Here is a 12,354-nt window from a genome sequence, read left to right as displayed (position 1 = left end):
GCGGCGTTCACTCGGCGGGTTCGAGCGCCCCACCGGCGACGCTGGCGCCGCCGTCGATGACGTACGTCTCGGCGGTGATCCACGACGCCAGATCGCTGGCGAGGAACGTCGCCAGGTTGGCGATGTCCTGCGGTTGTCCGAGACGACCGACCGGCATGCGGGCCGCCAACGCGTCGCCGAAGTTGTCGACCAACACCTGGGCGAAGTCGGTCTCGACCAGGCCGGGAGCGATGCCGACCACCCGCGTCGGCCCGAGTTCGTGCGCCAACTGCTTCGTCAGATGGATGAGCGCCGCTTTGGTCACGTTGTACACACCGAGGCCGACGCCCTCGACACGGAGTCCGCCGACCGAGGCGACGTTGATCACCGTGCCCGGCCGCTCCGCGAACGCATGCTTCCAGGCAGCCTGCGTCCAGCGGAGGGGCGCATCGAGGTTGACCTGGAACGTCTTCTGGTACCGGGCGTCGTCGATGTCGAGCGTTCGTCCGTAGTACGGGTTGGTCGCCGCGTTGTTGATCAAGATGTCGAGCTGGCCGAACCGTTCGATCGTCGCGAGCACACCGCGCTCGGCTGCGTCGTCGTCGCCGGCGTTGGCGGCGAAGATCTCGACCTCGCCGTCCATCTCGGCCCGTGCCGCTTCGAGCGACTCCTGTTTGCGACTGTTGATCATCACCTTCGCGCCCGATGCTGCGAGTGTCGCCGCCATCGCCTTGCCGATGCCGCGCGATGCACCCGTGACCAGTGCGACCTTGCCGTCGAGAGAAACGTCCATGCCCGAACTGTAGGAGCCGCCGACGACCCCGTGGTGCAACGACGGGTCAGTCGTGATCGTGGCGGAACGCCGAAGGTACCGGACCGTTCCAGTGATGCGCCTCGAGCAACGCTCGTTCGCGTGACCGCATCAGCGCCGTCTCGTCGGGTTCGGCGTGATCGTGCCCGAGCACGTGCAACACGCCGTGCACGACCAGCAATGCGAGTTCGTCGTCGTACGTACCGGCGTGCTCGCCGCACTGACGATCGGCCGCCGACGCGCTGATCACGATGTCGCCGAGCAGCGTCGGCACGCCGGGCAGCGACGGCGCATCGTCGTCGTCGATCGGGAACGACAGCACGTCGGTCGGCCCCTCCTTGCCCATGTACTCGGCGTTGAGTTCGGCGATCTCGTCGTCGTCGACGAAGGTCAGCGTCAGCTCGCCCACTGCGCCTTCGGTCGTGAGCGCGGCCTCGGCGAGCGCGGCCCAGCGACCGAGGTCGACCGGGAGTTCGGTGGCAACCGACCGTTCGTCGGAGGCGACGACCGTGATGTCGCTCACGAGCCGTTGCGAGACTCGTCGCGCTTCTCGTACGCCGCGACGATGTCGGCAACGATCTTGTGGCGCACGACGTCGGCCCCGGTGAGCCGGACGAAGGCGAGGTCGTCGATGCCGGCCAGCGTTCGTTCGAGCCCCGCCAACCCGCTCTTGCCCGTGGGGACGTCGACCTGCGTGGCGTCGCCCGTGACCACCACGTGTGACCCGAAACCGATACGCGTGAGGAACATCTTCATCTGCTCGGGCGTGGTGTTCTGTGCTTCGTCGAGAATGATGAAGCTGTTGTTGAGCGTGCGGCCACGCATGAACGCGAGCGGCGCGATCTCGACGATCTGCTTCTCGATCATCCGGGTGATCGCATCGGGGTCGAGCATGTCGTACAGCGCGTCGTACAGCGGACGCAGGTACGGATCGATCTTCGCCATGAGGTCGCCGGGCAGGAACCCGAGTCGTTCACCGGCCTCGACCGCCGGCCGAGTGAGGATGATCCGCTGCACCTGTTTGGCTTGCAACGCCCGCACCGCCATGGCCACGGCCAGCCACGACTTGCCGGTACCGGCCGGGCCGATGCCGAACGTGATGACGTTGTTGGTGATCGCGTCGATGTAGCGCTTCTGACCACCCGTCTTGGGCTTGATGATGCGTCCCTTGGCACCCTTGAGGATCTGGTGCGAGAGGATCTCGGACGGTCGCTCGTCGGCGCGCACCATCGCGAACACCCGATCGAGCAGCGCATCGTCGAGTGTCTGGCCGGTCTGGATCAGCGTGACGAGTTCTTCGAACAATCGAGACACGCTCGTGACTCGCGTCGTGTCGTCGCCCTCGACCCGGATCTCGTTGCCGCGCGCCGTGATCAGGACCTGCGGGAACTCCTTCTCGATCCGGCGCAAGAACTGGTCTCGCGGCCCGATCAGTGCCGACATCACGTGAGTTCCGGGAACGACGACCGTCGTGGTGGTGGAGGGCATTCAGCGTGACGTGGAGAGAATGATGTTCAGGTGAGGTGTCAGGTGTTGATGCGCTCGGCTTCGACGAGCACCTCGTCGGTGACCGACGCTGCCGGATGAGCGAAGTCCAGAGCGTAGTACCGAGACATCCCGAACGACTCCAGTTCGACCTCGGCAAACGACTTCGCCGCGCGGTAGAGCAGTTCGGCGCCACCGCCCGTCTCGTTCGGCTGGTTCGACTCCGGCAGGTCGAACACCAGGAGGGTGCCGCTCTCGGCTTCGGGCTGCAGACCGGCGCGGATCAATTCGAACACCGCTCGGCTCGCCTGATGATCGGGGTGCACGACGGCCCACATCACGTAGTGGACGCGGCCCTCAGCGAGGCGATCGGGGTACAGACGCTGGAAGTACGGGCGGCTCAGGTACCGGGTGACGCCGATGTCGGTGGCGATGACCGACATGGCGACCGCCGCTCCGCCGTCGTCGCGGACCACCGTGGTGCGGTAGGTGGAGTCGGACATGATCTCGTCGAACTCGGTGCGGTAGAGGATCTCGCGCGTCACGTCGAGCTCGGCGATCTTGACGTAGGCCAGCTCGTACAGCGTCCACAGTTCGTCGACGACACGACGGTCGGTGACAGTGTTGTGACGGGTGATGTACATGTGTGCTCCTCCTACGACCGCCGAGGGCAGTCAGCAACTACTCATTGTGATCGTTTTGCCCGCCAGTTAGAAAGTACTACGGATTCAGGACTTCTTGACCGATACATGAACTTGTGTGAGTGGTCGTCGACCGCTGACGCACGACGAACAGCACTCTCTGCCCACCAGGAAGCACTCCATGCCACCACTCAGCGAGCTGAATCCGAGCAAGCGGACGCTCGCGCTGCTGTCGTGGGTCTACGTCGCCATCGGGTCGCTGCTCGCCGTCTTCTACCTCCTCGGACACGACTCGGTACGAGACATCGCCACGGTGCTCGCGATGGTCCTCCTGCTCACCGCGAGCCTCGTCGCGTGGCGTGTCCACGAGTTCAGCTCACGCTTCATCTGGGCGCTCATGGCCGTCGGCGCGATCTACACGCTGGGCGAGGTCGTCGCCGCGCTCGTCTCGCCGTCGAGCGAACTCGCCGTGCTGTCGATCTTCGACGTCGCCGCGAACGCCATCATCATCGTGCTGCTCGCCTCGGTCGTCCGTCGGCGACGCGGGCTGCTCTCGACCGGCGACGTCTTCGACGGTGTGATCGTGGCGTTGGGAGCCTGGCTGGTCGCCTGGGTCCTGTTCGTCCAACCCTTCCTCGACGATCCGACGCACTCCAACCTCGGACTCATCGTCAACGCCCTCTACCTGCCGATGTCGATGCCCGTGCTGGCCCTCGTCGCCCTCCTGTTGTTCGGCAGCTCGAAGCCCGGTGCGGCGACCTGGTGGATCTCGCTCGGGTTCGTCGCCAACCTCGGCGGCGACGTGATGTACGCCCTCGAAGAGACACGCGGAACGGGGCTGTGGGCCTACACCACGGCGTCGGTGCTCTACATCTTCGCCTTCGCCTTCACCGCAGCCGGCATCTTGCACCCGAGCGCTCGCGAACTCGGCGAGGAGTCGACGGGCACCCTGCGGATCAAGCTGCCGGGCCGTGTGTTCATCACCGTGCTGGCGCTGGTGGTGCCGGTGTTGATGATCTCGGTGCTGCCCGCCGCCTCGTTCACCGACCAGGTCGTCCGATCGGTGTCGGTCCTCGTGCTGCTGGCGCTCGTCGGCTCGCGACTGTTCCTGTCGACACGCACCACACTGCACGCACAGGACAGCATGCTCGAGATGGCCCGCACCGACGTGTTGACCGGCCTCCCCAACAAGGGCGCGCTGCTCGAACAGACCAAAGACATCATCGACTCGGTCTGGAAGACCGAGACGCAGCCGTCGCTCTATCTCATCGACCTCGACCGCTTCAAGAACATCAACGACTCGCTCGGCCACAAGGCCGGCGACGAGGTGCTCCAGGTCGTCGCCGACCGGCTCAGCCTCGCGGCGTCGTCGTTGGGCGCGATCGTCGCTCGCCCGTCGGGCGACGAGTTCCTGGTCCTCGACCCGACCCCCACGTCGTCAGGCCTCGCGCTCGCTCACGCCGAGGTGCTCCAGTCGGTGTTCGATCAGCCGATGACCCTCGACCACGGCACGATCTTCGTCACCGCCAGCGTCGGTGTGGCGGCCATGCCCCAGGGGCGCCCGCTCGAAGCCGAAGAACTGTTCCGCCAGGCCGACATCGCGATGTATCGGGCCAAAGACGCCGGACGCAACTGCCTGGCCCTCTACGACCAGACGATGCAGGAGCGCGTGTCGCATCGCATGAAGGTCGAGACCGAACTCCACGGAGCGCTCGACCGTCGCGAGTTCCGACTCTTCCACCAGCCGATCGTCGACTCGGTGTCGGGTCGGGTGTCCGGTTTCGAAGCGCTCATCCGCTGGCAGAAGGCCGACGGCACCATGGTGTCGCCCGCCGAGTTCGTCCCCATCGCCGAAGACACGGGCATCATCACGTCGATCGGGAGCTGGGCACTGCTCGAAGCGTTGACGCAGCTCCGCACGTGGACCGCCGACGGCGTGGTTCCCGAGCACACCACCGTGTCGGTCAACGTCTCGCCCCGCCAACTCGAGGACCCGCACTTCACCGACGTCGTCGAGGAAGCGCTCCGTCGAGCGGGCATGCCGTCGCACCTGCTCTGGCTCGAAGTCACCGAGAGCATGATGATCGAGAACCCCGAACTCGCCCGCACGACGCTGCAGCGCATCCGTGCCCTCGGCGTGCGCATCGCGCTCGACGACTTCGGCACCGGGTACTCGTCGCTCTCGCTGTTGCAGCAGTTCCCGCTGCAGCGCATCAAGATCGACCGCACCTTCGTCAACGGCATCATCGACTCGTCGAACGACCGCTCGCTGATCCGCACCATCATCGGTCTGGGCGACTCGATGGGGCTCGACATCGTCGCCGAAGGCGTCGAGACGGTGCAACAGCTCAAGATGCTGCGTGAACTCGGATGTGCCAAGGCCCAGGGTTTCCTCATCTCGCACCCGGTGCCCGCCGAGGCCATGCGCTCGACGATCGCTGCGCTCGAATCGCTCGCCGAGTGGCCCGAGTTCACCCAGATCCTCGGCGACTCCCCGCTCTCGGGTCGCTAGGCGCCACGGACCCGGCCCGCCGGCCACCCGCGGCCCACTCGTCACGGCAAGTTCTGACGAGCGCGCGGCACATCCGAATCGGGCCGAATGCCCGTTGTAGCCTTTGGGGATGCTGGTCGCGTCGCTTCGCCTGGTGCTCTTCGTCGCCATTCACGCCGCGCTGTCCACGCTCGGTTTCGCTGCCGACCACCTCCTCGTCTGGGTCGCCGTCTGGGCGTTGCAGTCGGTCAACTTCCTCACGCTGGTCGGAGTGATCCACGAGAGCGTCCACCAGCACTTCTTCCCGACGCGCCGAGCGAGCCGAGTGGCCGGAATGCTGGCCGGTGCGGTCGCCTTCACCTGCTTCGAGGCCTATCGGACGCAACACATCCTCCACCACGCTCACACCTGCGACGAGGGCGACAGCGAGGGCGAGCCGTACAAGTTCACCGCACGCTGGCAGATCGTCGGCGCCTTCCTCGGTGGCGGCCTGATCTACGCCGTCGCGCTCTTCTTCGGTGGGATCGGCGTCGCGTTCGGCTGGACGCCCTCGTGGATCACCAAGCCCTCGCAACGCCGACGCATCCGGGTCAACGTCGCCGTGCTCGCCGTCGTGCTCACGGCGCTGATCGCGTCGATCGCGACGGGACTGGTCACGTTCCAGGCCGTCGCCTACGTCTGGCTCATCCCCACCGCCTTTGCCCTGCTCGGCCCGTTGCCCTTCGTGCTGATCCCCGAGCACTACGACGCCCCCGGCCCCGGGCCGACGGTCAGCAACACCCGCACGTGCGTCTCGAACCCCGTGATGCGGTTCGTGTTCCTCAACACCAACCTGCACACGGCACACCACGACCGCCCGTCGGTGCCGTGGCACGCGCTCGGCACTCATCATCAGAAGATCGAGGCCGACATCCACGACGAGTGGATCTTTCCGAGCTACACCGCGTTCTACGTCTGGATGTGGCGCACCACGTCACGGCCACCCGCTCACGCCGCGGCAACGGCATGAGCACCGATCCGGCCGGCGCCGGCGAGCCGTCGTCCACGCTGGTGATGGCGCCCACGGTGGCCGCCGATTCCACGCTGCCGCGATTCGCCGTCAGCTCAGCGGCCCGAGCCTGGGCCAAAGAACACCAGATCGCCCAGCGACGGCCTGGCAAGGCCGCGCTGATGCTCGTGGCCACCGCCGCCTGGTACGCCGCACTCGTTGCGCTGGGCGAAGCGATCGACGCCTGGTGGGGTTGGGCCATCGCGTGGGTCGGCCTGGTCGCCGTGATGATGCGCATCGACGCAATTCACCACGAGGGCGTGCATCGCAGCCTGTTCGAGAACCGTGCCGGCAACGACGTGGTCGCCACGGTGACCGGCGCCCTCGAAGGGTTCCATGCACCGATCTATCGGTGCTTCCATCTCGCCCACCACGCCCTCACCCGCAAGTCGAGCGACCCGTCCGACCCCGAGGACTTCTACGACGAGATGATCACGAGCCCCATGCAGGTCGGCCCGATCACGCTGCCCGCCCGGATGTCGTACGTGGCGGGGAATCTGCTCGGGGGCATCACCTTCGCCGTTCAACTCGCCATCGACGCCGTGGCGACCATGTTCGGACGACCGCCCGGCTATGTCCGCACGGCGTCACTCGACCGCTACGTGCGCCGATGGGGGCTGCTCCCGTTCGCGCTGTGGGGCGCGGCGATCGCAGGTGCCGTCGCGACCGGGCACGTCGGCGAACTCCTGCGCTGGTGGGTGGTGCCGATGCTGCTCTTCCTGGCCGGGCCGTACACGTTTTTCGCGCTGTCGGAGCACTACGGGGCGGCGCACGACGGTCAGATGGTCGAGTCGACCGGTTCGGTCGAGACCAACGCCGTGTACCGCTGGATCACGCTCGACGGCAACTATCACCTCGCTCACCACGTGTTCCCGAATGCATCGTGGTGGTGGCTGCGAGCCGCCGACCGTCAACTGCAGTCCGACACGACGCTCCATCACGACGGGTATCTCGCGTTCCATCGTCAGGTGTGGGCCGACATGGGGTCGACAACTCGGTCGAAAACGACCGCAGCTCCGAATCGCTGAGCGATCCGGAGCTGCTGCACTGGGAGGCGACGATGGGAATCGAACCCATGTACACGGCTTTGCAGGCCGTTGCCTAAGCCACTCGGCCACGTCGCCAGTGTTGCGTTGCGCACGATAGCGGCAACTTCGCTGCGTTGGGGGTCTGGTTACGATCCGTGGCGGGTTTGCTGCTCGAACCACGAGGCGAGTTCGGCCAAACCGTCGTCGATCGACACGGTCGGAACCCATCCGAGGTCGTCACGCGCCGGGCGCGGGTCGAACCAGTGCGCGGTACCGAGCTGATCGGCCAGGAAGCGCGTCAACGGCGGCTCCTCGCCCGACCTGACCCGAGGCCAGAGGCGCTCGATCAGCGAACCAGCGGCACGCGCTGCGGCGAGCGGAACCTCGCGGGGTTCGAACGGCGCGCCAGCCGCTCGACAGATGCCCCCGACCAGTTCACGAACCGGCCGCGGTTCGCCGTTGGCGATGACGTAGGCACGCCCCGCACAGACGGCGCCGGGCTCGACGGCGTCGAGCGCAGCGCACAACGCCGACCGGGCATTGTCGATGTAGGTCGTGTCGACGAGGGCTCGGCCGCCGCCGACGAGTGCAAGCCGCCCCGCACGTGCTCGTTCGACGATACGACCGACGAGTTGCGTGTCGCCCGGGCCCCACACCAGGTGCGGTCGCACGACCACGACGGCCATCTCGGCGTCGTTCGCGTCGAGGGCGAGGTTCTCGGAGATCGCCTTCGTTTCGGGGTACCACGCGCCGGGATGCGAGGTCTTGGGAGTGTCGGCGAGTCCCCCGATGATCGGTGAACCGTCGTGAGCGACCGATGGCGACGACACGTGGACGAACCGGCGGATGCCGGCGCGTCGTGCTGCGTCGAGGAGGTTGCGGGTTCCGGTCACGTTGACCGCGACGAACTCGTCGCGTGTGCCGACGATGCCCACCTTTGCGGCGAGGTGTACGACGGCGTCGCAGCCGGCCACTGCAGCATCGAGATCGTCGGGCTGCGTCAGGTCGCCGAGCCGCTGTTCGACACCCGCGACGTCGTCGAGGGCCTCCACCCGGTGCCGTTGGAAGCAGCGGACCTCGTCGCCACGAGCGGCCAGGTCACGGGCGAGGCCGGTCCCCATGAGGCTGGAGCCACCGGTGACGAGCACCTTCATCGGTCGAGCGCCTTCATCGTCGGAACCGGCGGCGCGGTGTGGCCGAACCGTCGAGCACTCCCCCGGCCCAGGTGGCCACGGCGGTGCGATCGATCTTTGCGTTGTGGCGGATGTCGACCGGCAACCCGTCGGTGATCAGCACGGCGGCCACCGGGTGGTCGACGATGTCGCGAACGGCGGCGACGGTGCCGGCCGGGGCGAGCCCGACGCTCTGGTCGGGCGATTCGATGACGACGACGAGCTGTTGCACTCCGGCGGGGCCGACGCCGATTGCGGCGACCCGCCCGGCCGTGACGCCGTCGATTCCGGCGCGCTCGACGCTGCGTTCGACCGGCACCGACGTGATCGGACCGTCGACGGCGTCGATGACGTGCACCGAACGGCCTTCGATCCAGAGCCGTCCGTCGCCATCGAGATGGCCGACGTCACCCGAGCGATGCCATCCCGAGCCGGGACGAGCCTGCCGCTGCGTTCCCCACAACCCGAGGTATCCGTCGGAGACCCACGGCGCCCGAACGAGTACCTCGCCCATCCGACCCGTGGGAAGCGGGTCGGGCACGCCCGCGGTGGCGTCGAAACCGAGCGCGGCGATCATCACCTCGGCGCCCTCGACCGGATGGCCGACGCACACTCCGGCCGTGGGCCGATCGTGCTCGGCGTGCTCGATCGCAGCGAGATCGATGTCGGCGACCGGGAGCGCCTCGGTCATCCCGTACGGGGTGTGCAGCGTGGCCTTCGGCGTGAGCGCAGCCACCGCACGCAACGTCTCTGCGGGCACCGGCGCGCCGGCACTCTGCACGAGACGAACGCGGGCCAAGGCGGGGTGCTGGGCTCGACCAGCGGTGCGCAGCACGTTGGTGAGCGCAGCCGGCGAGGCGAACACCATCGTCGCCTCGACCGCTGCGCACGCTCGCTCGACCGCATCGGCGGTGAGTTCGCCGGGCTTGGTGACGTCGCAGTCAGCGAGCACCGAGGTGATCCCGAGTGCCGGGCCGTAGAGCGCGAACGGAGCGAAGGCGGCGACCAACCGGTCGCCTTCGGTGATGCCGTAGGTTCGAGCGAGCGCGTCGCGCTGCGCGGCGAACTGACGGTGGGTGTAGCGAACACCTTTGGCCGGGCCGGTGGCGCCACTGGTGAACAACACGGCAGCGAGCTCATCGGGAGCCGGCACGTCGAGCTCGCCGGTGGCGGCCGGTGCCGCCACGAGGTCGTCGACGTCGATCATCGTGGCCCTCGGAGCCCACCGGAGCGTCCGTGCGGCGACGCGGGCCGGACGCGGGCCGATCACCCACGAGGGCCGGGTCTGACGAACCGCTGCGCCGAGTCCACCCAACCCGAGTCCGCGATCGGCGACCACGGTGACGCCCCCGGCGCGCCACACGCCGTACACGGCGGCGATGAGCCCGACACCCGGTGGTGTGAGCATGGCGACGCGGTCGCCGGGTTCGAGCCCCCGCGTGCGCAGGTCGGCGGCGATGTTGTCGACGAGTACCGCGAGCTCACGGAAGCTGATCGACTCGCCCGTTGCATCGTCGTGGACGGCCACGGCGTCGTCGTGACGGCGACGCTCGATCGCCGCCCAGATCACCTCGGCGTCGAGGTCGTGCTCGATGGCGCCGGCGGTGTCGCTCGCCGCGACGGCGTGGTTCGACGGGTCGACCAGATCGGCCAGCCAGGCGTCGACGGTCGAAGCCACGTCGGCTTCGGCCATGACCAGGTGGTTCGCGTCGGGGTACCGCTGCAGCGACGAGTTCGGAAAGCGTCCGGCGAGGTCGGCGGCGAAGTCGTCGTCGAACACCGGATCGGCGCTGCCCCAGGCGAGCAGCACCGGCGCCTCGACGGTGTGCAACCGGTCGGCCACGTCGAGGAGGTCGGCCTCGCTCGGGTGCGGCGACGTCAGCGGCACGTCGCCGACGAAGTCAGCGATCGCGCGGCGATCCGCTGCGTTGCGGTACGGGGCGCGGAACGCTTGGCGGTCGACCTTCGAGATCCGCCGACCCGAGAGCCGCACGGTCCCTTCGACGAAGGTGGACGTGCGTCGACACACCAGATCACGCAGCGGTTTCGACGCCGCCAAGCTGATGAGTCGCGGTGCCGAGCGCCCGGCGGGAACACCGATGCCGGTGTTGCACAGCACGAGACCCGCCAACTCGTCGGGGTGGTCGACGGCCCAGCCCATGGCGATCGCGCCGCCCCAGTCGTGTGCGGCGAGCACCAACGGTTTCGAGCGATCGATGTCGAGTGCGGCGATGACGTCGGCGAGATCGTCGACGCGCGTGCGATACCGGCGCAGGTCGGTGCGCTCGCTGTACCCCATGCCGAGTTGGTCGAGTGCGATCACGCGGTGGTCGTCGCCGAACGTCGTCATGAACGACTTCCAGGCGTACGCCCACGTGGGGTTGCCGTGCACGCACACGACCGTCGCCACGGTGGAGTCGGCCGCGGGCGCAGTGTCGAGGAGGTGCCAGCGGTGCGTGGAGCCGTCGTGGCTCGCGACGTCGAGCGTGCGCGACCAGTCGGGGTCGATGCCCCAGGCCCGCCACGTCGCCGCGTCGGGAAGCGCGGTCACCAGACGATTTCGGTGAAGCTCGTGTTGAGACCGGAGCCGATGCCCATGCACAGCACGCGCTGGCCCACTTCGATCTGGTCCTGTACCGACGCCAGCGTGATCGGAATGGCTGCCGGGCCGACGTTGCCGAACTCGGGGAACGTGCGCGGGCAGCGTTCGGGGTCGATGCCGAGTCGCTCACACAGCAGTTGCGTGTGACGCTCACTCACCTGGTGCAGGACGTACCAGTCCATGCCGACTTCCCAGTCGAAGTCGTGGCCGCTGTGCTTCCACGCCGCTTCGGCGAGATCGAGGCCGGCGTGCAGCAGACCGTTGGTGTCGGTCTGCATGCGATCGAGGTCGCCGATGCACAACTCGTGGTGCTCCGTGCCCGACCGCGCGATGCCGCCGACGAGGCGGTGTGCTTCGGGGTGCTGGTCGAGACGGCAGATGATCGCTGCGGCCGCACCCGACCCGATGGTGAGCGAGGCGAACTCGGCGAACACGTCGGCGGCGGTGGTCGTCGGGCTCTGCAGGCGAGCGATCGTTGCCTCTTGCGTCTGCCGACTGCCCTCGCCGTCGACGACGAGTGCGTAGTCGATGGCTCCGGCGTCGATCGCCGCGGCAGCGATCTGCATGCCGTTGATGAAACCGAGGCAGGCGTTGCCGACATCGAAGTTGAGGCAGTTCGACGGGAGGTCGAGGCGGTGGTGCACCGCACAGGCGATCGAGGGTTCGAGATGGTGTTTCGACACCGAGGTCGAGATGAGCATGCCGATGCGTGACGGGTCGATCCCCGCCGACTCGATCGCCAACGCCCCGGCCTCGGCCGCCGCCGCGTCGAACGTGACGCCTCGCGGCCACCACCGACGGGCGTTGATTCCAGCGAGTTGCTGCAGCGTGCCGGCGGTGAGCCCGACGCGTCGGAAGGTCTCGGCCAGTTGTTCGTCGATCCACGCAGACGTGACGATCTCGGGGGCTTCGGCCGCAGCCACGGTGAGCACGCCCACGTTTCGGTGGGTGAGTACCGAGTTGGCTGACATGAGAGTCCTTTCGAGCGAAAACTCGCGGGTTTGGCGGATGGCAGATTCTACGTGATGAAGCGACGTCGCTGCGACGTCCCTGCGACGTCGCTCCGATCGGCCGTGACCGCAGCGGAGAAAGACGAA

10 protein-coding genes and 1 tRNA gene are annotated in these 12,354 nt (G+C 67.7%); 3 read left to right on the top strand and 8 right to left on the bottom strand.

The genetic code is table 11. The features are described 5' to 3' along the window. Positions 1–7: 7 nt before the first annotated feature. The 4 genes from YM304_RS12005 to YM304_RS11990 are packed head-to-tail and all read right to left on the bottom strand — an operon-like array spanning position 8 to position 2,919. Complete coding sequence (locus YM304_RS12005; protein ID WP_015441957.1) at positions 8–772, bottom strand: SDR family oxidoreductase; 765 nt, start codon at positions 770–772, stop codon at positions 8–10. Between the two features lie 46 nt (positions 773–818). Next, complete coding sequence (gene ybeY, locus YM304_RS12000) at positions 819–1,313, bottom strand: rRNA maturation RNase YbeY (RefSeq protein ID WP_015441956.1); 495 nt, start codon at positions 1,311–1,313, stop codon at positions 819–821. After that, positions 1,310–2,278, bottom strand: coding sequence for a PhoH family protein (locus tag YM304_RS11995; protein ID WP_015441955.1), 969 nt, complete (start codon positions 2,276–2,278; stop codon positions 1,310–1,312). Before YM304_RS11995 ends, ybeY begins: the two co-directional genes overlap by 4 nt. A 38-nt stretch (positions 2,279–2,316) precedes the next feature. Beyond that, the gene (locus YM304_RS11990) at positions 2,317–2,919 is read right to left on the bottom strand and encodes a hypothetical protein (RefSeq protein WP_015441954.1); all 603 of its coding nucleotides are present in this window, start codon (positions 2,917–2,919) and stop codon (positions 2,317–2,319) included. Positions 2,920–3,097: 178 nt separating this feature from the next. Here YM304_RS11990 and YM304_RS22535 point away from each other — a divergent pair, with 178 nt between their 5' ends. The 3 genes from YM304_RS22535 (at position 3,098) to YM304_RS11975 (ending at position 7,483) form a co-directional block, all read left to right on the top strand. Next, on the top strand, positions 3,098–5,428 hold the full coding sequence (locus YM304_RS22535; RefSeq protein ID WP_015441953.1) for a putative bifunctional diguanylate cyclase/phosphodiesterase: 2,331 nt from the start codon (positions 3,098–3,100) through the stop codon (positions 5,426–5,428). 109 nt (positions 5,429–5,537) lie between these two features. After that, the gene (locus YM304_RS11980) at positions 5,538–6,416 is read left to right on the top strand and encodes a fatty acid desaturase family protein (protein ID WP_015441952.1); all 879 of its coding nucleotides are present in this window, start codon (positions 5,538–5,540) and stop codon (positions 6,414–6,416) included. Beyond that, positions 6,413–7,483, top strand: coding sequence for a fatty acid desaturase (locus YM304_RS11975; RefSeq protein WP_154723432.1), 1,071 nt, complete (start codon positions 6,413–6,415; stop codon positions 7,481–7,483). Before YM304_RS11980 ends, YM304_RS11975 begins: the two co-directional genes overlap by 4 nt. Before the next feature lie 24 nt (positions 7,484–7,507). Here the strand turns inward: YM304_RS11975 and YM304_RS11970 are convergent. The 4 genes from YM304_RS11970 to YM304_RS11955 all read right to left on the bottom strand — a co-directional run bounded on the left by YM304_RS11970 (position 7,508) and on the right by YM304_RS11955 (position 12,228). Continuing rightward, positions 7,508–7,579 (bottom strand) — tRNA-Cys (locus YM304_RS11970). Positions 7,580–7,629: 50 nt separating this feature from the next. Then, positions 7,630–8,637, bottom strand: a complete 1,008-nt coding sequence (locus tag YM304_RS11965) for an NAD-dependent epimerase/dehydratase family protein (RefSeq protein WP_015441950.1) — start codon at positions 8,635–8,637, stop codon at positions 7,630–7,632. Positions 8,638–8,650: 13 nt separating this feature from the next. After that, a complete protein-coding gene (locus tag YM304_RS11960; RefSeq protein ID WP_015441949.1) occupies positions 8,651–11,206 on the bottom strand; it encodes an alpha/beta fold hydrolase in 2,556 nt (851 codons plus the stop codon). Continuing rightward, positions 11,203–12,228, bottom strand: coding sequence for a 3-oxoacyl-ACP synthase III (locus YM304_RS11955; protein ID WP_015441948.1), 1,026 nt, complete (start codon positions 12,226–12,228; stop codon positions 11,203–11,205). Before YM304_RS11955 ends, YM304_RS11960 begins: the two co-directional genes overlap by 4 nt. Positions 12,229–12,354: the final 126 nt, after the last annotated feature.

Origin of the sequence: Ilumatobacter coccineus YM16-304 (assembly GCF_000348785.1) — a bacterium.
In the GTDB taxonomy this organism is placed as follows: domain Bacteria; phylum Actinomycetota; class Acidimicrobiia; order Acidimicrobiales; family Ilumatobacteraceae; genus Ilumatobacter_A; species Ilumatobacter_A coccineus.
The sequence above is the reverse complement of the archived record's forward strand: the minus strand, read 5'-3'. Positions and strand labels throughout refer to the sequence as shown.